Genomic DNA, 25094 nt, shown 5'->3' with positions numbered 1-25094 from the left:
CGGGACCCCACACGACCGGGCGCCGCCCGTCCGCCGCCAACCGGACCAATGAGGCTCTCCCCATGTCGCCCACCGCCGAGAACCGCTCCGGCTCGCCTGCGGACGACACCATCACCGACATCCAGGGGCTGCACGAGGTCTCCGCCGAGCTGGCGGTCCGTATCCCCCAACTGCTGGCAGCGATGCGCTCCGTCGGTTCCGGCACCGAGCTGCACCACACGCTCGACCGGCTCTGCGAGACCGCCGCGGAGCTGGGCGCCGCGCGGTACGCGGCGATCGGGGTCGTCGCCGAGGACGGGAAGGGCCTGTCGGACTTCGTCCACCACGGTGTCGACGGCGCCACGGCCCGCGCCATCGGCCACCTCCCCGACGGGCACCGGGGGCTGCTCGGGGCGCTGATCCACGACCCGCGCCCGGTCCGCCTCACCGACCTCACCACTGACCCGCGCTCCTGCGGATTCCCGCCCCATCACCCGCCGATGCGGTCCTTCCTCGGCGTCCCCATCCGGGTCGGCGAGGAGATCTTCGGCAACCTCTACCTGGCGGAGAAGGAGGGCGGCGCCGAGTTCACCGAGGAGGATCTCCAGATCCTGCGGGTGCTGGCCACCGAGGCCGGCATCGCCATCGGCAACGCCCGGCTGCACGAGGCGGCGAAGCAGCGTGAGCGGTGGATCGACGGCTCCGTCGCCGTCACCACCGCCCTCCTCTCCGGCAGCGACGCCGACGAGGCGCTCACCGTCGTGGCGGAGCAGGCGCGCCACCTCGCCGACGCGCGGGCCGGTTTCGTCCTGCTGCCCACCGAGGAGGGCGGGATGGAGATCGTCGCCGCCTCCTCGCGCGCGGAGGAACCCCACGGCGCCCTGGGCCTGGTCATCCCCGCCGACAGCGAACTCGTCCGCGAACTGCTCGCGGGCCGCCCGGTCCTCGTGGACGACGCCACCAGCGACGCCCGCGTACGCACCGAGGTCGGCGCCGGGTTCGGGCCCAGCATGATGCTGCCCCTGGTAAGCGATGGCCGGGTGCTGGGCGCCCTGGTCACCCCGCGCTCCATCGGAGCCCGGCACTTCACCGAGACGGAACGGACCCTGGCCGGCCAGTTCGCCACCCAGGCCGCACTCGCCCTGCGGATGGCCGAGGCTCAGCGCGACCGCGAACGCCTCGCCGTCCTGGAGGACCGCGACCGGATCGCCCGCGATCTGCACGACCTGGTGATCCAGCGGCTCTTCGCCACCGGCATGATGCTGGAGACGGCCCAGCGCCGCTCCGACGCCCCCGCCGTCCAGGAGCGACTCGGCAAGGCGGTGGACGAACTCGACGTCACCATCCAGGAGATCCGCACCGCGATCTTCGCCTTGCGGCAGGGGCCCGCAGACGCCCCGACCGGGCTGCGTACCCGCGTCCTGCGGGAGGTCAACCTGGCCGCCGTGCCGTTGGGCTTCATCCCGGCGCACCACTTTCTCGGGCCCGTCGACACCCTCGTGGGGGAGACCACCGGCAAGAACCTGGTCGCCGCCCTCCGCGAAGCGCTCTCCAACGCCTTCCGCCACTCCGGTGCCGGCCGCATCGAGGTGGTCGTCGATGCCGGGCGCACCCTGTCCGACGGAACACCGGGAGTCCGCCTCACCGTGGCCGACGACGGGATCGGCATCACCGACGGCGGACGCCGCAGCGGCCTGCGCAACCTCAAGCGGCGCGCCGAATCCCTCGGCGGCTCCAGCTGGTACGGCCCCGGCATCGGCGAGGAGGGCGGCGGCACCTCGGTCATCTGGGAGGCCGCCCTCTGACGGCCGAGCCCGGCCCGCCGCCCCACCCTGTTCAGCGGTACGCGCCTGCTCCGTACGGGGCACGCCGTCCCTCGCCCGTACGAGTCCGGTGGGAGGGCGGGCGCTGACGCGGGAAGCGATCCGGGCATGAGCTCCCGAGACCGCCGCCACCTGTTCCTCCCGGTCCTGTGTGCGCTGCTCGCCCTCGGGTACCTCGCCCCGCACGATGCGAACGGCGCCACGCCACCCGATCCCGGTGCCGAGGTGGCGCGTCTCTACGAGGAGGCGTCCGCCGCCACCCAGCGGTACGAGGCCGGGCTCCGGGCCTCCCGCGCACAGCGCCGGGAGGCGAGACGGCTGGAGAAGCGCCTCGCCGAGGAGCGCCGCCTGCTCGCCACCTACCGGGCCGACCTGGGGCGGATCGCCAGTGCCCAGTACCGCGCCGGTGCCGGGCTGCCGTACACGGCGCGGCTGCTCCTGGCGGACGATCCCGAGGCCCTGATCCGCAGTCAGCACGCCGCCAGCCAGGCCGACCTGGCGGTCACCAACGCCCTCGGCCGCACACAGCGGGCCGAACGGCGGCTGGCGGCAGGCGAACGGAGCGCGGCCAAGGTCTCCCGGGCGCTGGCCCGCCGCGCCGACGAGCTGGGCAAGCTCAAGACGGGCATCGAGCACCAGCTGCGCGAGGCCCAGCAGCGGCTGGAGCGGCAGGCCGAGACCTCGGTGACGGCCGGCAGGTGCCGGGGAGCCGTCCGCCTCGGCAACGCCGGCAGCCCCGCCCGTACGGCACGGCCGTGGATGACGCCGGTCCGCTCCTACACCCTCTCGGCCGGTTACGGCGGAGAGGGCGCCCGGTGGGCCAACCGGCACAGCGGACAGGACTTCGCCGTCGCCACGGGGACCCCGATCCGCGCGATCGGCGCCGGGCGAGTCGTCCGGGTGGGCTGCGGTGGCGCGTACGGCATCGAGGTCGTGGTGCGGCACGACGGCGGTTACTACTCGCAGTACGCGCACCTCTCGGCGCCCGCCGTCGACCAGGGGGAACGGGTCCAGGCCGGGGACTGGATCGGGCAGTCCGGCAGCACCGGGAACTCGACCGGACCGCACCTGCACTTCGAGATCCGCCTGACCCCCTACTACGGGTCGGCGGTCGACCCCGGTCCGTGGTTCGCGGAGCGGGGCGTCGTCCTCTGACGGGTGCCGGGCGAGCGGGCGCCCGGGTCAGCTCCCCGCGAGGATGCGCTCGATGACGAGGGCCACGCCGTCGTCGTTGTTGCCGAGCGTGGCGCCGGTGGCGGCGGCCTGGACGTCGGGGTGCGCGTTGCCCATGGCGTACGAGGAACCGGCCCAGCTCAGCATCTCGATGTCGTTCGGCATGTCGCCGAAGGCGGCCACCTCCTCGGGGTGGATGCCGCGTTCGGCGCAGCTCAGCGCCAGGGTGCTGGCCTTGGAGACGCCGTGGGCGCTGATCTCCAGCAGCGCGGTGGGGCTGGACCTGGTCACCGACACCAGGTCGCCGAGGACCGCCCGCGCCTGGGCCAGGAACGCGTCAGGGGCCAGCTCGTCGTGGTGGGCGAGGAGCTTGAGCACCGGTTGGGGCGTGCCGCCGGCTGGCTCCGCCAGGAGTTTCTCGGCGGGAGCGACGCCCTGCGCCGGGTCCAGGTGCAGCGGCGGGTAGCTCGGCTCGTGGAAGAGGCCGCTGGTGCGTTCCACGGCGAAGCTGGTGCCGGGTGCGTGGGCGCGGAGGGACGCCACGACCGCGAGCGCCGTCTCCTCCAGGAGCGGGCGGACCCGGACGAAGCGCGGCCGTGCGCTCTCGTCGTCGCCACCGAGGTCGACGACGGCGGCACCGTTCCCGCAGATGGCGAGGGCGTCGGCGTGGGCGTGGTCACGGACCACCCCCATCCACCGAGCCGGCCGCCCGGTCACGAACAGCACGCCGATCCCCGCCCGCTCCGCGGCGCCGAGGGCGGCGCAGGTCCGTGGGGAGATGGTCTTGTCGTCGCGGAGCAGCGTGCCGTCGAGGTCCGTGGCGATCAGACGGATCGGGACGGACGGGGCGGCCGGGGTCCGTGGCAACGGCGTCGCTGAGGTCACTCTTCGATTGTGACGCATATGCCAGCACGCGTGTGCGGACCTCCGCACAGATGAGTGCTTTCGATCGGTCGGGCACCCGGATGGCTGAAACCGGGCCGGAGCCGTTCGTCAGCCCCTCCCAGCTCCGCGACCCGCTCGGTGCGCAGCGTGACCTGACACGGACGTATCAGCCATGGGGCCGGCACACCGAGGTACGCGTGCCGTCTGCGGGGCTTCTCCCCCGCGAACTCAGTGCCGTCCCGCGTCGAGCAGTTCGCGCAGGCGGTCGCCGATCACGGACCCCCCGGGGCGCGGCTCGCTCTCGTAGTACCAGGGCTTGCGCCGAGGCAGCAGCGCCTCACCGTGCTCGCCCCAGGTGAATCCGGGGCCTTCTCAGCAGCTTGCGGAACACGGTGTCCGTCGTCTCCGGGTGAGCGGCGGCCAGCCGACGGATCGGCAGTGGCGTGATCGACTTCTCGCGCAGGTACGTGCGCAGCAGAGCCTGGTGCCGACTGCGGCCCGGGAGGGCGGGGTCGGCGAAGAGGTCCCGCCGCATCCCGTAGTCGGCGTAGAAGTTGAGCCCGTCGATCCGGGCGTAGATGACGCCGCGGTGGCGACACCCCGACGCCGACGTGGCGTGCCGGAATGTGCGTTGCCGGTCAGAACAGCGGCGGCGGGGGGAAGCCCGCGTATCGTCGGGGCATGCGTCTGAGCACGGTGATCCTTCCCATCCATCGATGGGCCGAAGGACGGAAGACCTGGCAACGGGCCGAGGACCTCGGCTTCTATGCCGCGTACACCTACGACCACCTGTCGTGGCGGTCGTTCCGGGACGGTCCCTGGTTCGGCGCGCTGCCGACGCTGACCGCCGCGGCGACCGCCACCCAGCGGCTGCGGCTGGGGACATTGGTGACCTCGCCGAACTTCCGGCACCCGGTGACCCTCGCGAAGGAGCTGATCTCCCTCGACGACGTCTCCGGCGGGCGGGTCACCCTCGGGATCGGTGCCGGTGGCAACGGCTTCGATGCCACCGCGCTCGGTCAGCAGGCGTGGACGCCGAAGGAGCGCGCGGACCGCTTCGCCGAGTTCGTGCCGCTGCTCGACCGGTTGCTGACGGAGGACGCCGTCTCGCAGCGCGGCACCTTCTACTCCGCCGACGAGGCGCGCAACGTCCCGGGCTGCGTCCAGCGACCCCGGCTGCCCTTCGCGGTCGCCGCGACCGGGCCGCGCGGGTTCAGGCTGGCGGCGCGGCACGGGCAGGCATGGGTGACGACGGGCGACCCGAAGCTGTACGAGACCGGGACCCCGGAGCAGTCGGTGCGGGCGCTGCGCGGCCAGATGGAGCGGCTCGGGACGGCGTGCCAGGAGGCCGGGCGGGAGGTGGCCGGGCTGGAGAAGATCCTGCTCACCGGGTTCACGCCGGAGCGGGCGCGCCCGCTGGACTCCGTCGACGCCTTCGTGGAGTTCGCCGGGCGCCACCAGGAGCTGGGCTTCACCGAGATCGTGGTGCACTGGCCGATCCCCGACTCGGACTTCGCTGCCGACCAGCCCGTCTTCGAGAAGATCGCCACCGAGGCGGTCGGGCAGCTCTCCTGAGCCCGCACGGCGCGCGCGGAGGCGTGCGCCGTGCCGCCTCTCACCTCGCAGGGTACGGACGGCGAGGAGGAAGCTGGGCGGCTCAGCCCTGTCCCGCCCACGAGCCCGTGCCGATGGGCACGTCCCTGCAACTGTGCGTAATTCCATGGCGTATTGAGGTTTGATCCACAGTGAAGGTGCGTTATCCACAGCCGCTGCCGTCAACCCTGTGGATAACTCGCCGCGTCTGTGGGGAACTTCGAGCAGAACCAGCGTGAGGGGCCGTCAGGAACGCTTGGCAGCCGCCCTGTTGCCTCAGCTGCCGCGCCGGTCCGGCTGCCAGGACGCGACCGTTCACCACGACGCTCACACCGGTGGGTTGAACCGTGCGAAGGCCCGGGCTCCCTTCGGGGAGAGGCGGGCGAGCAGGCGGCTGACGCGGGCCTCCGGGGTGACCGGGACGACGGCGCCGTTGTCGAGCACCGCGCGCAGAATCGCGTCGGCCACCTTCTCCGGCGGGAAGTTGCGCATGGCGTAGAGCTTGGTGGCGCGCCGTCGGCGCCTCGCCTCCTGGTTCTCGCTCGCTCCGGCGAAGCGGGCGGTGCGGGTGATGCCGGTGTTGACGATGCCGGGGCAGACCGCGGTGACACCGATGGAACGCGGGGCCAGTTCGGCGCGGAGGCTCTCGCTCAGCGTGAGGACGGCGGCCTTGGAGGTGCTGTAGGCGGGCAACGTCTTCGAGGGGAGGTAGGCCGCGGCGGAGGCGAGGTTGACGATGTGGCCGCCCTGGTTCCGCTCGGCCATCTGGCGGCCGAAGAGGCGGCAACCGTGGATGACACCCCAGAGATTGACGTCGAGGACGCGCCGCCAGTCCTCGGGTGTGGTGTCGAGAAGCGGGCCGAAGAGGCCGACACCCGCGTTGTTGACGAGGACGTCCACCGTGCCGTACTCGGCAGCGACCTTGGCGGCGAACTTCTCCATGGCCTGTTCGTCGCCGACGTCCACGGTCTCCGCCCAGGCGCGGGGGGCCCCGGCCGCGAGGGCCGCGCGCGCCGTGCCCGCCGCTCCCGCGCCGTCCCGGTCCGCGACGATGACACGGGCACCGGCTGCGGCGAAGGCGAGGGTGGTGGCCCGCCCGATCCCCCCGGCGGCCCCCGTGACCAGGATGAGCTGCCCGGCGAACCTCTCGGCGTAACGGGCCGACGCGGTCCGCCGGCGGGCGCTGCCGCGGGGCCGGCCGCCCTCGACCAGGGTGAGGGTGGTGGCCCGCCCGCTCTGGCGCACGGCCTCCCGGCTGTCGACGAACTCGCCGATCCACGCGGCGAGCTGGTCGGGGCGGGTACGCGGCACCCAGTGCTTGGCCGGGATCGTGCGCCGGACGAGCTGCGGAACCCAGGACTCCAGCTCGTCGTAGAGCCGCTGGGACAGGAAGACGTCGCCCGTCGGCGTGATCAGCTGTACCGGCGCGTGGGCGTACGGGTCGGGGCGTGGGTGGCGCAGGCGGGCGCGGACGTTGTCGCGGTAGAGCCAGGCTCCGTGGGCGGCGTCGTTCCCCAGGGAGGAGGTCGGATAGGCGCCTGCGGGAACCTTCTCCAGCCGCTCCAGGATGCGGGGCCAGTGCGTGCCGAGGGGGCCGCGCCAGGCCCGCTCGGGGAGGACGGGCGTGTGCAGCATGTAGACGTACCAGGACTTGGCGCCCTGGCTGAACAGCTGCGCCAGGCGGCGCGGGGTGGGTCGGCCGGCGCGCTTCCTGATCCAGTGCCCGAAGTGGTCCAGGGAGGGGCCGGAGAGCGAGGTGAAGGAGGCGACCCGGCCGCGGGTGCGCTCCACGGTGGTGAACTCCCAGGACTGCACGGAGCCCCAGTCGTGGCCGACGAGGTGGACCGGGGCGTCAGGGCTGACGGCGTCCACGACGGCGAGGAAGTCGTCGGTGAGCTTCTCCAGGGTGAAACCGCCGCGCAGCGGCCGGGGCGCGCTGGAGCGGCCGTGGCCGCGGACGTCGTAGAGGACGACGTGGTAGCGGTCGGCGAGGCGGGTGGCGACGCCGGACCAGACCTCCTTGGAGTCCGGGTACCCGTGGACCAGGACGACGGTGGGCCTGCTGGCGTCGCCCAGTTCCGCCACGCACAGCTCCACACCGCCCGTCCGCACCCGGCGCTCACGCGCTCCGCTCAGACCCCCCATGGCCCTGTACTCCGTCTCTCTCGTCCGTCGCGACGGGTGGAATCCGCACCGTGGCACCGACGAATCTGGCAACCCGGGGTGGTCCCGTCAATAGGTGTGCACCGGCTCTGTGGACACCTCTTCCAACAGCCGACCGCGTTCACACACGTGTGCTCCGCGCTCCGTTCCGCGACCCGGACGCGCTCCCGTACCCGGGTACGGCTCCCCTACGGGCTCGTAGTACCGGAGTCTGACGCGAGGACAGCCCCGTGGTCTGACGACCCCTGTGGCGCGTGCCACTACGTTCGAGGGGTGACTGTGATCGCGACCGAAAGCCTGAGCAAGCGGTACCCCAAGGTGACCGCGCTTGACCGGCTGACCATGGACGTCGGGCCCGGAGTGACCGGCCTCGTGGGGTCCAACGGTGCCGGGAAGTCCACGCTCATCAAGATCCTGCTGGGCCTGGCACCGGCCTCCGATGGGCGGGCGGAGGTGCTGGGCCTCGACGTCTCCACCCACGGCGGCGCCATCCGCGAGCGCGTGGGATACATGCCGGAGCACGACTGCCTGCCACCCGACGTCTCCGCCACCGAGTTCGTCGTGCACATGGCGCGGATGTCCGGGCTACCCCCCACCGCCGCCCGGGAGCGCACCGCCGACACCCTGCGTCACGTGGGGCTCTACGAAGAGCGCTACCGCCCCATGGGCGGCTACTCCACCGGCATGAAGCAGCGCGTGAAGCTGGCACAGGCCCTGGTCCACGACCCGGACCTGGTCTTCCTGGACGAGCCGACCAACGGCCTCGACCCGGTCGGCAGGGACGACATGCTGGGCCTGATCCGCCGTATCCACGCCGACTTCGGCATCTCGGTCCTGGTCACCTCCCACCTCCTCGGAGAGCTGGAGCGCACCTGCGACCACGTCGTGGTCATCGACGGCGGCAGCCTGCTCCGCTCCAGCTCCACCCGCGACTTCACCGGAGCGACCACCACACTGGCGGTCGAGGTCACCGACACCGAGGCGCATCCGGACGGCACGGCCGCGCTGCTGGCGGCGCTCCGCGCCCGGGGAGTCGCGGTCGGCTCGGGCGGCGTTCTCCCCGGCTCCGGCCACAGCCTGCTGCTGGAGGAGGCCGACGACCAGACCCGCGACCTGGTCCGGGACCTCGTCGTCGACCTCGGCCTCGGGCTGGTCCGTATGGAGCAGGGCCGCCGCCACATCGCCGACGTCTTCCACGCGGACGCCGACGGCGGCGGGCAGCGCGCGCAGCACGATCCATCAGGGCCTCCGCCCGCCGCCGGCCAGGCGCCCCCGGCAGTGGAGTCCCTCCGATCCACGGCGGGAGGCGGTCGGTCATGACCGTGGACAGCACGCAGATCCACAACATCGGCTACCGGAAGTACGACGGCCCGCGCCTGGGCCGTGCCCATGCCCGGCGCGCCCTCTACTCCCAGAGCCTGCGCGGTGCCTACGGCCTCGGCCGCTCGGCCAAGTCCAAGGTGCTGCCGATGCTCCTGTTCGCCGTGATGTGCCTCCCGGCGGCCATCATGGTCGCCGTCACGGTGACAGCAGGCCTCAAGACCCTCCCGGTCGACTACACCCGCTACGCCATCGTCATGCAGGCCGTCATCGGCCTCTACGTGGCCTCGCAGGCGCCCCAGTCGGTCTCCCGCGACCTGCGCTTCAAGACGGTGCCGCTCTACTTCTCCCGCCCCGTCGAGCGCGTCGACTACGTCCTCGCCAAGTACGCGGCGATGGCCTCGGCCCTCTTCCTGCTCACCGCCGTCCCGCTCCTGGTGCTCTACGCGGGCGCGCTGCTGGCCGAACTCGACTTCGCCGACCAGACGACGGGATTCGGCCAGGGCATGGTCTCGGTGGCACTGCTCTCCCTGCTCTTCGCCGGAATCGGCCTGGTGGTGTCGGCGGTCACGCCGCGCCGCGGCTTCGGGATCGCCGCCGTCATCGCCGTCTTCACCATCACCTACGGCGCGGTCTCCACCGTCCAGGCCATCGCCTTCCAGCAGGGCGTCACCGACGCGGTCGGCTGGATCGGCCTGTTCTCCCCCATCACCTTGATCGACGGAGTGCAGACGGCGTTCCTCGGAGCCTCTTCGGCCTACCCGGGCGGAGCCGGACCGTCCACGGCGGGCGGGGCCGTCCATCTCCTTGTCGTCCTCGGCATCATCGCCGGCTGCTACAGCCTGCTGATGCGCCGCTACCGGAAGGCCGGACTGTGACCACCCTGAGCATCGACCGCGCCTCCCGCTGGTTCGGGAACGTCGTCGCGGTCAACGACATCACCATGACGATCGGCCCCGGCGTCACCGGCCTCCTCGGGCCCAACGGCGCCGGCAAGTCCACGCTGATCAACATGATGGGCGGCTTCCTGGCCCCCTCCACCGGCACCGTCACCCTCGACGGCGACCCGGTCTGGCGGAACGAGTCCGTCTACCGGCACATCGGGATCGTCCCCGAACGCGAGGCGATGTACGACTTCCTCACCGGCCGGGAGTTCGTCGTCGCCAACGCCGAACTCCACGGCCTCGACGCCGCCTCGGCCGCCCGCGCCCTGGCCACGGTCGCCATGGAGTACGCCCAGGACCGCAAGATCGCCACCTACAGCAAGGGCATGCGCCAGCGGGTCAAGATGGCCTCGGCGCTGGTGCACGAGCCCTCCGTGCTCCTCCTCGACGAGCCGTTCAACGGCATGGACCCCCGCCAGCGGATGCAGCTCATGGAACTGCTGCGGCGGATGGGCGAGGAGGGCCGCACGGTGCTGTTCTCCTCGCACATCCTGGAGGAGGTCGAGCAGCTCGCCTCGCACATCGAGGTGATCGTCGCCGGACGGCACGCCGCGTCCGGGGACTTCCGCCGCATCCGGCGCCTGATGACCGACCGGCCGCACCAGTACGTGGTGCGCTCCAGCGACGACCGGGCGCTTGCCGCCGCGCTGATAGCGGACGCCTCCACCTCCGGCATCGAGGTGGACACCCAGGAAGGGATGCTGCGCGTCCAGGCGGTCGACTTCGGGCGGTTCACCGAACTGCTGCCCAGGGTGGCCCGGGACCACGGCATCCGGCTGCTGGCCGTCTCGCCGTCCGACGAGTCCCTCGAATCGGTCTTCTCCTATCTCGTCGCGGCGTAAGGAGCCTTCAGCGATGTACGACCCCACGGTCGCCCGGCTCACCTACCGGGCGCTGCTCGGCCGCCGCCGGGCCCTCATCCTCTTCGTCCTCCCCGCGCTGCTCCTCGTCATCGCGGCGGCGGTGCGGCTGCTCACCGGAGCCGACGACAGCACGGCGCAAGCGGTCCTCGGCGGGTTCTCGCTCGCCGTCATGGTGCCGATCATCGGCGTCATCGCGGGTACCGGCGCCATCGCGCCGGAGATCGACGACGGCTCGGTGGTGTACCTGCTGGCGAAGCCGATCAAGCGGCCCACGATCATCCTGACCAAGCTGATCGTCGCCGTCGGCGTGACGATGGCGTTCTCCGCCCTGCCCACCCTGGTCGCCGGCTTCATCCTCAACGGCAACGGGGGCCAGCTCGCCGTCGCCTACACGGTCGCGGCGCTGGTCGCCTCCATCGTCTACGCGGCGCTCTTCCTCCTGCTGGGCACCATCACCCGGCACGCCGTGGTCTTCGGCCTGGTCTACGCCCTGATCTGGGAGGGGCTCTTCGCCTCGCTCATCAGCGGAGCCCGCACGCTCAGCGTGCAGCAGTGGGCCCTGGCGGTCGCCGAGAAGGTGACGGGCGGGGCCACCATCGCCTCCGACGTGGCGCTGCCGACCGCCGTGATCCTGCTGGTCGCGGCGACCGTACTGGCCACCTGGTACGCGGGCCGGAAGCTGCGGAGCCTCACGGTGGCGGGGGAGGAGTGACCGGGGCCGGCCCCCGCGCCGCCCCGCAGGTGGCCGGGGCGCGGGAGGTCAGCCGGTGAGCAGGCGCTCCAGGACGACGGCGATGCCGTCCTCGGCGTTGGAGGTGGTGACTTCGTCGGCGACGGCCTTCAGCTCGCGGTGGGCGTTGGCCATGGCGACGCCGTGGCCCGCCCAGCCGAACATCGGGATGTCGTTCGGCATGTCGCCGAAGGCGATGGTCTCGGCGCCCTTGGTGCCCAGGCGCCGGGCGGCCAGCGAGAGCCCGGTGGCCTTGGAGAGCCCCAGCGGCAGCAGCTCCACCACGCCGGGGCCGGCCATCACGACGCCCACCAGGTCACCGGCGATGCGCAGCGCGGTCGCGGCCAGCTCGTCGTCGTCCAGGGTGGGGTGCTGGAGGTAGGCCTTGCTGATCGGCTCGGCCCACAGGCCGGCCCGGTCGGTGGAGGGGACCGAGACGAGGGGGCCCTCCTGGACCCGGTAGCCGGGTCCGACGAGCACGTCGCCCTCCAGGCCGTCCCGGGCGGCGGCGAGGTGCAGCGGACCGGTCTCCGCCTCGATCTTCTCGACGGCCAGCACGGCGAGGCGGCGGTCCATCGTCAGCGAGGTGAGGAGCCGCCGCTCCCCCGCGTGGTACACCTGCGCGCCCTGGCTGCAGACGGCGATGCCGTTGTAGCCGAGGTCGTCCAGGACGTGGCGGGTCCAGGCGACGGAACGGCCGGTCACCACGATGTGGGCGGCACCCGCCGCGGTGGCCGCGGCGAGTGCCTCACGGGTGCGTTCGGAGACCGTGTCGTCGGGTCGCAGCAGCGTTCCGTCCAGGTCGGTGGCGACGAGCTTGTACGGGAACACGGGGGCGGGACGGACGGGGGTCACGTGGCGAACGGCTCCAGACTGGGTGACTACTGCGGGTCGAGGGTTTCGCGTCCGCCGAGGTAGGGGCGGAGAACCTCCGGCACCCGCACGGAGCCGTCGGCCTGCTGGTGATTCTCCAGGATGGCGACGATGGTGCGCGGGACGGCGCACAGCGTGCCGTTGAGCGTCGCCAGCGGCTGGACCTTCTTGCCCTCGCGCATCCGCACGGACAGGCGGCGGGCCTGGAACTCCGTGCAGTTGGAGGTGGAGGTCAGCTCGCGGTACTTGCCCTGGGTCGGAATCCAGGCTTCGCAGTCGAACTTGCGCGAGGCGGACGAACCGAGGTCGGCGCTGGCCACGTCGATCACCTGGAAGGGCAGTTCCAGGCTCTGGAGCCACTGGATCTCCCAGTCGAGCAGGCGCTGGTGCTCGGCCTCGGCGTCCTCCGGCTCGACGTACGAGAACATCTCGACCTTGTCGAACTGGTGGACGCGGAAGATGCCCCGGGTGTCCTTGCCGTACGTACCGGCCTCGCGGCGGAAGCACGGGGAGAAGCCGGCGTACCGCAGGGGCAGCTTGTCGGCCTCGATGATCTCGTCCATGTGGTACGCGGCGAGGGGGACCTCGGAGGTGCCGACGAGGTAGAAGTCGTCCTTCTCCAGGTGGTAGACGTCCTCGGCGGCCTGGCCGAGGAAGCCGGTGCCCTCCATCGCGCGCGGGCGCACCAGCGCCGGCGTCAGCATCGGGGTGAACCCGGCGGCGGTGGCCTGGGCGATGGCGGCGTTGACCAGGGCCAGCTCCAGCAGGGCGCCGACGCCGGTCAGGTAGTAGAAGCGCGAGCCGGAGACCTTGGCGGCGCGCTCGACGTCGATGGCGCCGAGCGCCTCGCCGAGCTCCAGGTGGTCGCGGGGCTCGAAGCCCTCGGCGGCGAAGTCGCGGATGGTGCCGTGCTTGGCGAGGACGGCGAAGTCCTCCTCGCCGCCGACCGGCACGTCGGGGTGGACGAGGTTGCCCAGGCGGAGCAGGAGCTGCTTGGCCTCCTGGTCGGCGTCGTCCTTCTCGGCGTCGGCGGCCTTGACGGCGGCGGAGAGTTCACCGGCCTTCTTCAGCAGCTCGGCCTTCTCGTCACCGGTGGCCTTGGGGATGAGCTTGCCGAGCGCCTTCTGCTCGGAGCGCAGCTCGTCGAAGCGGACGCCGGACGACCTGCGCCGTTCGTCGGCGGAGAGCAGGGCGTCGACGAGCGCGACGTCCTCTCCACGGGCACGCTGGGAGGCGCGCACACGGTCGGGGTCCTCACGAAGCAGGCGAAGGTCAATCACGCCCTCCAGGCTACCGGGGTCGTCCAGCGCCCCACGACCCGATAAGGCTCGCCGTGCGAAACGTCCCCCTTCGCCCTCGGCGGCGAGGGGCGGGGGCCCCGGGGCAGTGTGACGCGTAAGGCGGCAGGGAGCCCCGGGAGCCGGCCGGCGCGGATTCTCCGGTCCCGCACCCCTTCGTTTTCCGGAGTCCGAAATCGTGGAACTCCGGAAACGGCGGAGTCCAGGACCGAAATCCGTCCGAGGCCGTCTGCGGACGGTACGGGGAGGGTCGGGCGAAAAGCGGTGCCACCTGGCGTTCGCGCCGCCGGCCCCGCCGGGCGCGTCGGTGAGGGCCCGACTGCCGCGCGAAAACGCCCACTTGAGGTCTCCGTTCCTGTTGTTGTCCACAGGAATGGCTCAACGGTAAAAGTTATCCACAGGCTGTGGGATTGATCTGTGGACACCGGAACGCCGGCTTCCGGAAGGGATGAACCGGCCGCGGGATTCCCGGATCAAACCTCGCGCACCCGCGCTTTCGAGTGGAAATGGGTCGTCCCAAAGGGTTGATCGCAAGAATTGACGTGACGGGGCCCTCTTTTGCGCGCCGTGAAACCGTCGGAGTCGGTTCACTCGCTTGTCGACGATGTCGCACTCACGTGTCGACTTGTCCCCAGGTCGAGACCCGAGCCTGTGGATAACTCTGTGGACAAGAAGAACCGGCAGGTGAGGGACGCTGGACGTGGCCACACCTCTGGTGAGGGACGGCTCAGAACCGCCCGTCCTGGCACCGGTTCAGCCAGTCGGCCGCCGACACGTACTGCTCGTCCGACGTGCCGGGACGCAGCGGCGCCAGGTCCTCGGGCCGGACGCCGGCGCGCGGGTAGGACCCCAGAAAGCGCACGTCGGGGCTGAGCCGCTTGAGCCCCATCAGCGCCTCGGCCACCCGGCGGTCGGAGATGTGCCCCTCGGCGTCTACGGCGAACCAGTAGTTCCCGATACCCGCGCCCGTCGGACGGGACTGGATCAGCATCAGGTTGACTCCGCGCACCGCGAACTCCTGGAGCAGTTCCAGCAGCGCACCGGGCCGGTCGGGGCCGAGCCAGACGACCACCGAGGTCTTGTCGGCGCCGGTCGGTGCGGACGGCCGGGCCGGACGGCCCACCAGGATGAAGCGGGTCTGCGCGTTCTCCGCGTCGTGGATATCGGTGACCAGCGGCTCCAGGCCGTAGGTGGCGGCGGCGAACTCACCGGCGAACGCCGCGTCGTACCGGCCCTCCTGCACCAGCCGGGCGCCGTCCGCGTTGGAGGCGGCCGACTCCCACTGCGCCTCGGGGAGGTGCGCGGTGAGCCAGTTGCGGACCTGGGCCTGCGCCGCCGGATGCGCGGTCACCGTCTTGATGTCGGCCAGCTGGGTGCCCGGCCGTACCAGCAGGGCGAAGGAGATCGAGAGCAGTACCTCGCGGTAGATCATCAGCGGCTGACCGGCGGCCAGCTCGTCGAGGGTGGTGGTGATGCCGCCCTCCACCGAGTTCTCGATCGGTACCAGCGCGGCTGCCGCCTTCCCCGCACGGACCGCGTCCAGGGCGGCCGGCACGGAGACCATCGGGGTGAGTTCCCGGGTGGCGGCCTCGGGGAGCTGACGGAGCGCGGCCTCGGTGAAGGTGCCTTCGGGGCCCAGATACGCGTAGCGGGTGGCTGACATGTCCGAAACCCTAGTCTCCCCGGGGCCGCCGATCGTGGCGGCGACCACCCAACGGACAGCGCGCTCCGTCTCGCGCGCCTGCCCGCACGGTCACCCTTCCAGCAACTCCTGCCCGACGTACCCGCCCTCCGGCGCCCCGCCCGGGACGGCGTACAGGCCGCTCGCCTCGTGCCGGATGAACGCCGAGAGCGCGTCGCCGCGGTCGAGCTTGCGCTGGACGGGGACGAAGCCGCGCAGCGGGTCGGCCTGCCAGCACAGGAAGAGCAGCCCGGCGTCGGGCACGCCCTTGTCGTCGACGCCGTCGTGGTACGAGAAGGGGCGCCGCAACATGGCGGCCCCGCCGTTCTGGTCGGGACGGGTGATCCGGGCGTGCGCGTTGAGCGGGATGACCAGCTCCCCGTCCTCGCCGACCCGCTCCAGGTCCGGCTCGGTGGTCTCGGTGCCGCCGGTGAGCGGTGCGCCGTCGGACTTCCGCCGCCCCATCACGGCCTCCTGGCCGGAGAGCGAGAGCTGCTCCCAGTCGTCGAGGAGCATCCGGATACGCCGGAAGACGACGTACGAACCGCCCGCCATCCAGGCCGGGTCGCCGTCGGCGGGGACCCGCACCCGGGCGGCGAAGTCCTCGTCCGAGGGCGAGGGGTTGTTGGTGCCGTCGACCTGGCCCATCAGGTTGCGGGTGGTCATCGGCTTCTCGGTGGCGCCGGGGGAGCGGTTGAAGCCGTCCGCCTGCCAGCGGACCCTGGCTGCCCGCCCGGCGTCCTTCTGCACCGCGCGCAGCGCGTGGAAGGCGACCAGGGCGTCGTCCGCGCCGATCTGGACCCACAGGTCGCCGTTGCTGCGACGGGCGTCGAGCCGGTCCGAGGAGAACTCCGGAAGCGGATCGAGCGCGGCCGGCCGCTGCCTCTCCAGACCGGTCCGGGCGAAGAAGCTGTGCCCGAACCCGAAGGTCAGGGTCAGCGCGGACGGCCCCGCGTCCAGAGCGATGCCGGTGTCGTGGCCGCCGGCCGGGGCGGGCTCCCCGGCCATCAGCCGGGCCGCCGTCTGCGACCAGCGCCGCAGCAGTGCCCGAGCCTCCTTGCGCCCCGCCCCGGGAGCCAGGTCGAAGGCGATCAGGTGACCCCGGGCGTGCAGCGGGGTGGTGATGCCGGGCTGATGTTCCACGTGAAACATCTCGCGCCGGGAGCCCACCTCGGCCAGCGGTGTGACGGTGTCGGAGGGAGCCGCCGCCGTGTAACCGGCGGCGGCTCCTGCCACGCCGAGAGCGAGGCCGGTCGCCCCGGCGGTGCCGAGCAGGCGCCGCCGGGTCACCGGACGCTGGAGAGGGGTGTCCGCCATGGTGGTTCAGCCGATCCTTGCGTTCTTGCTCACGGTCACCTGATCGATGTCGGAGGTCCGGACGGTGACCGCGACCGTCCAGCGACCCGCCAGCGGGATCTGCACCCCGGCGGCACTCCAGTGTCCTTCGGAGACGCGCTCCAGCGGAGCGGTGAGGGGACCGAGGTCCTGTGCCTTCAGGGTCAGTGCCACCTTCACCTCCGGGACGTCCAGCGGCTCCTCGCCCGGGTCCTGGACGTAGACGTGCAGCGCGTTGTCGCCGCTGCGCCCCGGGTCGACGTCGAGCAGCACGGTGCCCTTGCCGTCCTTGCCACCCGTGTCGAACGGCATGGTGAGGGAGACCGGGCCCTGCCGCTGGGCGGCGGAGGCCGAGGTGCCGGCCGCCGCCTCCTCCTCGGTACGGCCCGGCTCGGTCGTCGTCAGCACCGTGGTGACCGCCAACACGACCACCGCGATCCCGGCCTCCAGCAGTACGGAGCGCCGCAGCCCCGCTCGCTCCGGGTCGCCGTCCCGCTGCTTCTTGCGAGCGGCGGACGAGGCGGCTTCCCGCTGCCGGCGCAGCTGAGCCTCCCGCGCCGGGTCGGCCTGGACGGGGACCCGCGCAGCCGGGGCGGACTGTGTCCCGGGCGGACCGGCGGCCTCCGCGTCATCGCCCTGGGCGACCGCCAGCCGCCCTCCACCGTCGTCGCGCGCGGAAGCTTCGCCCGTCGGCGCGACGGCCTCCGTACGCTCGCCGCTGTCGGTGTCCGTTGCCCGGCGCCCGTCGTCCGCTGTCGCGCCCGCGGCGAGCGGCTCCGCCGCGACCGACGACCTCCCGCTCTCCGCCTCGGGCCCCGGATCGCCGGCGCCCTCGGACACCGCACCGAGCCGCCCCGTCCACCGGCGGGACAGACCCGCCACCGCGACGAGCAGGGCGACCAACCCGATCTTGACCAGCAGCAATCGCCCGTACGAGGTCCCGGTCAGCGCCGACCAGGAGCCGACCTGGCGCCACGTCTGGTAGAGGCCGGTCAGCGCCAGTACCACCACGGACCCGAAGGCCACCCGGGAGAACCGCCGGACGGCCCCGCGCTCCACGGACGGCGCCCGGTACAGCGCGACCAGCAGCGCCGTCAGCCCGCCGAGCCACGCCGCGACCGCGAGCAGGTGCAGTACGTCCACCGGCATGGCGATGCCCGCCTGCGGCCCGGTCGACGCGTGCTCGGACAGCGCCCAGGTCGCCGCGAGCCCCACCGCGACCACGGTGCCGCCGATCGCCAGCCCGAAGGTCAGGTCGCGCCGATCCTTCGGGTCCTCGTGCCGGGCATAGGCGCCGAAGAGGACGGCGACGAAGAGCGCGGCGGCGGCCAGCAGCAGCAACCGGGAGACCAGGGCCGCCCCGGTCCTGGTCTCCAGGACGCCGCCCAGCACCTCCAGATCGAAGACGTCCGCCAGCTTGCCGGAGCCCGCGTAGGGCCCGCGCAGCAGCAGCATCGCGAGGGTCGCCGCCGTCAGCCCGACCCAGCTGAACGCCACCAGCCGCTGCGTCGGCCGCACCCCGGCCCCGCGCGGCCAGCAGACCAGCACGAACGCGGCCCCGCCCACCAGCAGCGTGAACCCGCCGTACGAGAGGTAGCGGGCGATGCCGTAGAGCGCGCCGACGGCGCCGCCCCCCGCCGCCTGGTCGGGAACGGCCGCGCTGGTCTCGGAGGGGGCGCCGACGGAGAAGGTGAACGCACCGGCAACCGGGTGGCTGTCGGCCGAGACGACCTGGTAGGCGACGGTGAAGGTGCCGTCGGGCAGCCCGGCGCGCAGCTCCACCGCGTACTGCGCGCCGCCCGAGCCGAGTGACCGGGGAGTCTGCCCGGTGTCCACGCGGTTGCCCGCGGGGTCCAGGACGCGGATGGCCTCCTCGTCCACGGCGATCTGCTCGGAGAAGGTGAGCGAGACCTCCTTCGGCGCCTGCTCGACCACCGAGTCCTGCCGCGGGTCGCTCCCGGTCAGCGCCGCGTGGGCCCCGGCCCTCCCGGCCCCGGCCAGCACCGCGAGCCCGGCCAGGACCAGGGCGAGGAGTACGGGCAGCAGCCGGGCGGCCACCGCGCTCCGTGGCGCGGCGCCCTCTCTGCGGAGGCCGGTTTCCGTGCAGGTCATCAGCGGTCAGCTCCTCACTGTGCCGTGGTGCTCCTGAGTGGTCCCGCTCTTCGCCGGATGCGCCGTGCCGTGCCCCTGCCCCGACGCCTTGGCCGGGTTGTAGGTGGCCTCCTTCACCGGGAGGGAGACCGCGATCTCCCCCGACTCGCTGAAGTGCAGGGTGACCTCGACGGAGTCGCCGACCGCCGGGCGGCCGGTGAGCTGCTCGAACATCAGGTGGTTGCCGCCACGGCTGAAGTCGAGGGTGCCGTCGGCGGGCACCTCGAACGCGTCCTGCTCGCGCATGGTTCCGTCCTCGGTGCTGTGCAGCGTGACCCGCTCGGCGGACGGGCTGGTCACCGAGGTGAGCTGATCGGCGGTGCCACTGTTGGTGACGGTGAAGAAGCCGGCGGCCATGTCGGCGTTGACGGGTCGCGGCATGAAGGCGCCGTCCACGGTCAGCCGCGGTCCCCCCGACGCCTCGGCGCCGCCGTCCGAGCAGCCCGCCAGGGAGGCCGCCGCGGCCAGGGCGAGCGCACCGCCGAGCAGCCGGCGCCTCACGGCCTGGCCCCGGTCAGGAGCTTCGGCAGGTCCGCCTGGTAGTCGTCGGCGGTGGCGTCGTCGCCGTACAGGACGTACCCGGAGTCGTCCTTGGGCGAGAAGGCGATGACCTGCTTGCCGTGCATCGAGACCCGCTTGCCGTTCTTGTCCTCGGTCGGCTCGTCGATGGAGATGCCGATCGTGCGGGCGCCGCCCTGGATGGTGGCGAAGTCTCCGGTGAGCCCGATGAAATCGGGGTCCTGGCCCTTCAGCCAGGAGCCGAGCACCTCGGGGGTGTCGTGCTCCGGGTCGGTGGAGACGAAGACCACCTGGAGTTTCTCCTGGTCGGCCTTGGGGAGCGCCTTCTTGGCGATGGCGATGTTGCTCATCGTCAGCGGGCAGACGTCCGGGCAGTTGGTGTAGCCGAAGTAGATGAGGGTGGGCTTGCCCGCGGTCCGCTCCCGCAGGTCGAACTTCTTCCCCTGGGTGTCGGTGAGGACGAGGTCCGGCTTCTTGAACGGCTGGTCGAGAACGGTGGCCGCCTTCTCGGTGGCGGCGTCGGTGGAGACCGACGTGACCGGCTTGTCGCTGTCCGCAGAGCCGCCACAGGCGGTCAGTGTGAGCGCGGAGGCCGAGAGGAGGGCGGCGGCGAGCAGGGTCTTCTTGCGCATGGTGATGTCCCAGGGATCGGGTGCGGTGTGCACCGGGTGACCGTTCCACGGCCATGATCCCGGTGCACACCGCAGGGTTCAGCTGGTGGTACGCCGACGGCCGGAGAGAACGCCGAAGGCGACGCCCGCGAGGCCGACGAGAATGCCGACGATCGCGAGGACGCGGGCGGTGGAGTCGCTGGAGCCCTCGGCGGCCTGCTCGGACGACGCCTTCTCGGCATCATCACCGTGGCCCGAGCTGGCCTTTGCCGCCTTGTCGTCCGAGTCGGCGCCGTGACCGTCACCCGAGGCTGCCGTCAGAGCCAGCACCGGGGCCGGGGACTCCGGCTCCTCGCCCTCCGTCGGCTCCTCGATCCAGCGCACGACCTCCTTGCTGTCGTACGTCTGGATGGCCTTGAAGACGAGCTGGTCGGCGTCCTCGGGCAGCGCGCCGAGGGAGACCGGGAACTGCTGGAAGGTGCCGGGCGCGACCCCGTCCTCGTCCGCGGTCCAGGTGACCTTCGAGACGGCCTCGGTGATCTTGTTGCCGTGGCTCTCCAGCGGCTTGTCCAGTTTCTCCTTGGTGACCTTCACGTCCCAGCCGGGGACCGGCTGCGGCATGACGGAGGTCAGCGGGTGGTCGGCCGGGAAGTTGATCTCCAGCTTCACGGTGGAGGAGTCGTCCCGCTCGTTGGGGACCTTGAAGTTCACCGTCGCGTAGCCGCCCTGGGCGGCCTCGCCCTGCGGCTGCACACCCACGTGGGCGGCGGCGGTACCGGTGAGCAGGGCGACCCCGGCGGTCGCGGCCACCGCGAGGACGGAACCGCGCGCGGCCCAGCGGCGGCGCGAGCCGGCGGCGACGGTGGGCACGTTGTCGACAGACATGAAGGAACTCCACTTTCGGCAGTGGTGAACGGGTGAGGCGGTACGTGTCCGGCGCCGGTGCGCGCGGACCTCGCGGCCCCCCGTCCCGTCCGGGCACACCGTGGATGTGCGCGCGGGCGTTGCGGAGTGCCGCGTCAGACTGCGAGTACGTACACCTCGGCGGCGGGGGGACCCCGCCTGCCCACCGAGTGCTGGAGTTCGGCCGTCCGGAGCCGGGGCGGCTCGGGCGGTGCCAGATGCCGGGTCCAGGGCGCGCGGCCCGCGCCGAGACCCGCGCCGAGTGCTCGGACCAGGCGCAGGGCGGTGCGCAGCGCGCGCACCGGCGCCCCGTGGGCACGGAGTTCGTCGCGGCCGAGTGCGGAGAGCCGCACCAGCCGGAAGAGCGCGAGGTCACCTCGGCGCAACAGCCAGCCCGCGACGAGCGCGGCCAGCAGGTGGCCGAGGAGCATCGGCAGCGAGGGCAGCAGCCCGGCGAGCCCCGTGTGCTGGTGCGGGGAGGAGCCGTGCGGGTCGAGCCCCGCCGTGATGAGGATCTGCTGCGCCTGGTGCGGGGAGATGGCCCCGCTGTGTCCGCAGGTCAGCTCCCCGGCGCGGGCCACCAGGGTCGCTTCGGAGGCGGCCTGGGCGGCGCTCTGCTGGGCCATACCGAACAGGGCGTGCAGGGCGATCTGCCCGGCGGCCAGTGAGAGGACGATCCCCGGCAGGGAGCGTTCCCGTCCGGCGAACGCCGCCGACACGAGGAAGACCCCGAGGAAGGCGGCGGCCAGGGTCCAGCCCGGAATGGCGAGGCAGGAGGCGAAGACGTGCCCGGCTGCGGACACCACGACGCAGACCGCGGTGAACACCGCGGCCCTCAGGAGCCGGAGACCTGTTCCGGCCCGCGCGTACGCGTGGGGGGCAGCCATGACCGGCTCATCATCGCACCGGCGCCGCCGCGGCGGTACGGCAGGTATCCGCAAAGTCCGGGTACCTCAGCTTCTCGGACCAGTGATGCGGGCGTATGCGCAGGTACCGCCCGCGGTCAGGCGGGTTTCACGTGAAACACGGACAAGCCCGTACCGACGGAGCCACGCCGTGTTTCACGTGAAACGCGACCCCGATGGATGTTTCACGTGAAACACCGCGAGGGTCGTCGTTTCACGTGAAACGACGACCCTCGCCAGGGGCGGCCCGGGTCAGCCCTTGAGCTGGGTCATCCAGCGCTCGACCTCGTCCGAGGTGCGCGGAAGAGCGGCGGAGAGGTTCCGGTTGCCGTCCTCGGTGACCAGGATGTCGTCCTCGATCCGGACGCCGATGCCGCGGTACTCCTCCGGCACCGTCAGGTCGTCCGCCTGGAAGTACAGGCCAGGCTCGACGGTGAGGCACATACCGGGCTCCAGGGTGCCCTGCACGTAGGTCTCGGTCCGCGCGACCGCGCAGTCGTGGACGTCCATGCCGAGCATGTGGCCGGTGCCGTGCAGCGTGAAGCGGCGCTGGAGGCCCAGTTCCAGTACCCGGCCGACCGGGCCTTCGAGGATGCCCCACTCGACGAGGCGGGTGGCCAGCACGCGCTGCGACGCCTCGTGGAAGTCCCGGTACTTGGCGCCGGGACGCACGGCGGCGATGCCCGCCTCCTGAGCCTCGTACACGGCGTCGTAGATCTTCCGCTGGAGCGGGGAGTACGTGCCGTTGATGGGCAGGGTGCGGGTGACGTCCGCGGTGTAGAGGGTGTGCGTCTCCACGCCGGCGTCGAGCAGCAGCAGGTCGCCGGAGCGGACCTGGCCGTTGTTGCGGACCCAGTGGAGCGTGGTGGCGTGCGGGCCGGCGGCGCAGATGGAGCCGTAGCCGATGTCGTTGCCCTCGACGCGGGCGCGGAGGAAGAAGGTGCCCTCGATGTACCGCTCCGAGGTGGCCTCGGCCTTGTCCAGGACACGGACGACGTCCTCGAAGCCGCGGACGGTGGAGTCCACCGCCTTCTGGAGCTCGCGGACCTCGAAGGCGTCCTTGACCAGCCGGGCCTCGGAGAGGAAGACCTTCAGCTCCTCGTCGCGCTCGGCGGTGACCTTGTCGGCGAGGGCGGCCTCGACACCGGCGTCGTAGCCGCGGACCACGCGGACGGGGCCGGTGGCCTCGCCCAGGGCCTCGGCCAGCTCGCGCACGTCCTTGGCGGGGAGCCCGAGCAGCTGCTCCGCCTCGGTCAGCGAATGGCGGCGGCCCACCCACAGTTCACCCTGGCCGTCGAGCCAGAACTCGCCGTTCTCCCGGTTGGAGCGGGGGAGCAGGTAGACGGTGGCCTCGTGGCCGGACGCGGTCGGCTCCAGGACGAGGACGCCGTCCTCGGTCTGGTCGCCGGTGAGGTACGCGTACTCGACCGAGGAACGGAAGGGGTACTCGGTGTCGTTGGAGCGGGTCTTGAGGGTGCCTGCCGGGACGACCAGGCGTTCGCCGGGGAAACGGGCGGAGAGGGCGGCACGGCGGCCGGCGGTCTCGGCGGCCTGTTCGATCGGCTGGAGGTCGTGCAGTTCGGTGTCGGCCCAGCCCTGCGTCATGTTCTCGGCGAGCTCGTCGGAGAGTGCGGGGTAGAGCCCGTTCTTCCGCTGCTTGATCGGCTGCTCGCCGGACTCCGCCACGGCCTCATCGATTTCCTTCGGGGTCTCCGAGAGTTCCTCGGCCACGGCATTCCTCCTGGGTGTGACATGGGATGTTCATCCATCGTATGTCCGTTCCAGGCGGCACCGAAGGGGCGTGCGGCTGTTGCTCCCGTCACCGGGGGGCGCCGGCTCCGGCGCCCCGTCCCCGCGTCAGTCGAAGCGGACAGCGAGCAGGACCACGTCCTCCTCGCTGTCCTCGATGCCGGTGCCGGCGGTCTCCTCGGGGAGCAGGGCGCCGAGGACGTGATCGGCGACGGCCCCCGGGTCCTCGCGGCGGCCCTTGGGGACGGAGGCGGCGGCCGAGTGCAGCCGGGCGAAGGCCCGGTCCATCGGGTCGCCGGTCCGGCGCAGCAGCCCGTCGCTGTAGAGGAGGACGGTGTCGCCGGCCAGCGGCCGCAGCTCGACGCTGGGCGCCTCCCAGCAGGCGAGCATGCCCAGCGGCGCGGAGAGGGAGGTCTCCACGAACTCGGCGCCGCGCTCGCTGACGACCACCGGCGGGCAGTGCCCGGCCCCCGCCAGTACGAGCCGCCGCTCTCGCGTGGGCCCGCCGGCCGGCCCGCAGTACCCGAAGAGCGCCGTCGCCGACCGGGCGGGCTCCGTGAGCCGCAGCAGCAGCTCAAGGTCGGAGAGGACGGCGACCGGGTCCTCGCCCTCCATCACCGCGTACGCCCGCAGCGAGGCGCGCAGTCGGCCCATGGCGGCCACCGCGCTGGGGCCGGAGCCGGTCACCGAGCCGACGGCCAGTCCGAGGGCGCCCTCGGGGAGCGGCAGCGCGTCGTACCAGTCGCCGCCGCCGCGCGGCCCGGTCCGGTGGCGGGCGGCGAGCCGCACCCCGGCCACCCGGGGGAGGCGGCTGGGCAGCAGTTCCTCGCGCAGGGTGGCGACGGTGGCGCGGGCCGCGTCGAGGGCCAGCAGCCGGGCCAGGTGCTCCCCGGCCTGGCGGAGGTAGAGCCCGGCGAGGTGGCGGCGGCGCTCGTCGGGCTCGGCGGGCTCGTCGTACAGCCAGACCACGGCGCCGAACCGCCCCTCGCTCCGGGTCTCCAGGGCCGCCGCGTAGCTCGCGGCCCAGCCCAGTTGGGCGGCTACCTCGCGGTGGCGTGGGTCGGCGGTGCGGTCCGCGGCGAGGTCGGGGTGGCAGATCTCCCGCCGTCCGCCGGGCGGTTCGTCGAGCAGCCGCCCGTGGCAGGAGGCGGCGCGCGGCACGGTCTCGATGTGGCCGAGGTCGGCGCGGCCGAGTCCGAGCCCGGTGAAGGCGGCGCGGGGGCCGCTGGCGCCGCCCGTCTCCAGGGCGGCGAGGCCGCGTCGCGCGCCGACGAGCGAGGCGCCGGCGTGCAGCAGTTCCCTCAGGGCGGCGTCGACGGTGGGGGTGGCGATCAGCCGTTCGGTGAGTTCGTGCAGCGTGGTGAGGTCGGAGACCCAGCCGGCGAGGCGGTCCTGGATGTCTGCAGAAGGGGGCGGGGCCGACGCGGCCTGAGGCTGCGGAGAAGGCGCGACAGTCTGCGCGGGGGTGGGCACAGCGGAACCGATTCCGGCCACATTGGGAAAGTGCGGGGCTGTCATGTTCTACGGTTTTCCGGCCGGTGCGTATTGCTCAAAAGCATCGCAAACCCCCAGGTGATTCCGCGCCGCCGACAATGG

21 protein-coding genes are annotated in these 25094 nt (G+C 72.5%); 7 read left to right on the top strand and 14 right to left on the bottom strand.

All coding sequences use genetic code 11. The features are described 5' to 3' along the window. Nucleotides 1–62: 62 nt before the first annotated feature. Together ACSLIC_RS12500 and ACSLIC_RS12495 are read left to right on the top strand one after the other, a co-directional pair. Nucleotides 63–1784: a sensor histidine kinase gene (locus tag ACSLIC_RS12500; RefSeq protein ID WP_436737737.1), complete on the top strand. Its 1722-nt coding sequence runs from the start codon at nt 63–65 to the stop codon at nt 1782–1784. Between the two features lie 126 nt (nt 1785–1910). Next, nucleotides 1911–2957, top strand: a complete 1047-nt coding sequence (locus tag ACSLIC_RS12495; protein WP_436737736.1) for a peptidoglycan DD-metalloendopeptidase family protein — start codon at nt 1911–1913, stop codon at nt 2955–2957. A 27-nt stretch (nt 2958–2984) separates the two neighbouring features. Here ACSLIC_RS12495 and ACSLIC_RS12490 read toward each other — a convergent pair whose 3' ends face one another. Together ACSLIC_RS12490 and ACSLIC_RS12485 are read right to left on the bottom strand one after the other, a co-directional pair. Beyond that, nucleotides 2985–3878, bottom strand: coding sequence for a Cof-type HAD-IIB family hydrolase (locus tag ACSLIC_RS12490; protein WP_436737735.1), 894 nt, complete (start codon nt 3876–3878; stop codon nt 2985–2987). Between the two features lie 319 nt (nt 3879–4197). Next, a complete protein-coding gene (locus ACSLIC_RS12485; RefSeq protein ID WP_436737734.1) occupies nt 4198–4395 on the bottom strand; it encodes a hypothetical protein in 198 nt (65 codons plus the stop codon). An 89-nt stretch (nt 4396–4484) separates the two neighbouring features. Here ACSLIC_RS12485 and ACSLIC_RS12480 point away from each other — a divergent pair, with 89 nt between their 5' ends. Continuing rightward, complete coding sequence (locus tag ACSLIC_RS12480) at nt 4485–5435, top strand: LLM class flavin-dependent oxidoreductase (protein WP_436737733.1); 951 nt, start codon at nt 4485–4487, stop codon at nt 5433–5435. 345 nt (nt 5436–5780) lie between these two features. On the opposite strand, the gene ACSLIC_RS12475 is transcribed toward ACSLIC_RS12480, so the two are convergent. Next, on the bottom strand, nt 5781–7598 hold the full coding sequence (locus ACSLIC_RS12475; protein WP_436737732.1) for an SDR family oxidoreductase: 1818 nt from the start codon (nt 7596–7598) through the stop codon (nt 5781–5783). Between the two features lie 297 nt (nt 7599–7895). On the opposite strand from ACSLIC_RS12475, the gene ACSLIC_RS12470 reads away from it, so the two are divergent. The 4 genes from ACSLIC_RS12470 to ACSLIC_RS12455 are packed head-to-tail and all read left to right on the top strand — an operon-like array spanning nt 7896 to nt 11455. Further along, entirely contained in the window at nt 7896–8936 is a 1041-nt protein-coding gene (locus tag ACSLIC_RS12470) for an ABC transporter ATP-binding protein (RefSeq protein ID WP_436740362.1), read from the top strand. Next, nucleotides 8933–9814: an ABC transporter permease gene (locus ACSLIC_RS12465; RefSeq protein ID WP_436737731.1), complete on the top strand. Its 882-nt coding sequence runs from the start codon at nt 8933–8935 to the stop codon at nt 9812–9814. Before ACSLIC_RS12470 ends, ACSLIC_RS12465 begins: the two co-directional genes overlap by 4 nt. Next, on the top strand, nt 9811–10722 hold the full coding sequence (locus tag ACSLIC_RS12460; RefSeq protein WP_436737730.1) for an ABC transporter ATP-binding protein: 912 nt from the start codon (nt 9811–9813) through the stop codon (nt 10720–10722). Before ACSLIC_RS12465 ends, ACSLIC_RS12460 begins: the two co-directional genes overlap by 4 nt. A 13-nt stretch (nt 10723–10735) precedes the next feature. Further along, the gene (locus ACSLIC_RS12455; RefSeq protein ID WP_436737729.1) at nt 10736–11455 is read left to right on the top strand and encodes an ABC transporter permease; all 720 of its coding nucleotides are present in this window, start codon (nt 10736–10738) and stop codon (nt 11453–11455) included. Between the two features lie 48 nt (nt 11456–11503). On the opposite strand, the gene ACSLIC_RS12450 is transcribed toward ACSLIC_RS12455, so the two are convergent. The 11 genes from ACSLIC_RS12450 to ACSLIC_RS12400 all read right to left on the bottom strand — a co-directional run bounded on the left by ACSLIC_RS12450 (nt 11504) and on the right by ACSLIC_RS12400 (nt 25016). Beyond that, the gene (locus ACSLIC_RS12450) at nt 11504–12328 is read right to left on the bottom strand and encodes an HAD family hydrolase (RefSeq protein WP_436737728.1); all 825 of its coding nucleotides are present in this window, start codon (nt 12326–12328) and stop codon (nt 11504–11506) included. A 26-nt stretch (nt 12329–12354) separates the two neighbouring features. Then, nucleotides 12355–13626 carry a serine--tRNA ligase gene (serS, locus tag ACSLIC_RS12445; protein ID WP_436737727.1) on the bottom strand — a complete coding sequence of 424 codons (1272 nt, stop codon included), beginning with the start codon at nt 13624–13626 and terminating at the stop codon, nt 12355–12357. Nucleotides 13627–14371: 745 nt separating this feature from the next. Next, the gene (gene pheA, locus ACSLIC_RS12440; protein WP_436737726.1) at nt 14372–15307 is read right to left on the bottom strand and encodes a prephenate dehydratase; all 936 of its coding nucleotides are present in this window, start codon (nt 15305–15307) and stop codon (nt 14372–14374) included. A gap of 90 nt (nt 15308–15397) precedes the next feature. Continuing rightward, nucleotides 15398–16642 (bottom strand): iron uptake transporter deferrochelatase/peroxidase subunit, encoded by a 1245-nt coding sequence (efeB, locus tag ACSLIC_RS12435; RefSeq protein WP_436737725.1) that lies wholly within the window; start codon nt 16640–16642, stop codon nt 15398–15400. Nucleotides 16643–16648: 6 nt separating this feature from the next. After that, the gene (locus tag ACSLIC_RS12430; protein ID WP_436740361.1) at nt 16649–18718 is read right to left on the bottom strand and encodes a copper resistance protein CopC; all 2070 of its coding nucleotides are present in this window, start codon (nt 18716–18718) and stop codon (nt 16649–16651) included. A 60-nt stretch (nt 18719–18778) separates the two neighbouring features. Beyond that, nucleotides 18779–19312 (bottom strand): copper chaperone PCu(A)C, encoded by a 534-nt coding sequence (locus ACSLIC_RS12425; protein WP_436737724.1) that lies wholly within the window; start codon nt 19310–19312, stop codon nt 18779–18781. After that, nucleotides 19309–19962 (bottom strand): SCO family protein, encoded by a 654-nt coding sequence (locus ACSLIC_RS12420; RefSeq protein ID WP_436740360.1) that lies wholly within the window; start codon nt 19960–19962, stop codon nt 19309–19311. Before ACSLIC_RS12420 ends, ACSLIC_RS12425 begins: the two co-directional genes overlap by 4 nt. A gap of 78 nt (nt 19963–20040) precedes the next feature. Next, nucleotides 20041–20826 carry a YcnI family copper-binding membrane protein gene (locus tag ACSLIC_RS12415; protein ID WP_436737723.1) on the bottom strand — a complete coding sequence of 262 codons (786 nt, stop codon included), beginning with the start codon at nt 20824–20826 and terminating at the stop codon, nt 20041–20043. A gap of 134 nt (nt 20827–20960) precedes the next feature. Next, complete coding sequence (locus ACSLIC_RS12410; protein ID WP_436737722.1) at nt 20961–21731, bottom strand: hypothetical protein; 771 nt, start codon at nt 21729–21731, stop codon at nt 20961–20963. Nucleotides 21732–22001: 270 nt separating this feature from the next. Continuing rightward, nucleotides 22002–23480 (bottom strand): aminopeptidase P family protein, encoded by a 1479-nt coding sequence (locus ACSLIC_RS12405; RefSeq protein ID WP_436737721.1) that lies wholly within the window; start codon nt 23478–23480, stop codon nt 22002–22004. A gap of 126 nt (nt 23481–23606) precedes the next feature. Continuing rightward, nucleotides 23607–25016 carry a PP2C family protein-serine/threonine phosphatase gene (locus ACSLIC_RS12400; RefSeq protein ID WP_436737720.1) on the bottom strand — a complete coding sequence of 470 codons (1410 nt, stop codon included), beginning with the start codon at nt 25014–25016 and terminating at the stop codon, nt 23607–23609. Nucleotides 25017–25094: the final 78 nt, after the last annotated feature.

The organism is Streptomyces sp. BBFR102, from assembly GCF_051397025.1.
Lineage (GTDB): Bacteria > Actinomycetota > Actinomycetes > Streptomycetales > Streptomycetaceae > Streptomyces.
This window is presented reverse-complemented; position numbering and strand designations above follow the sequence as displayed.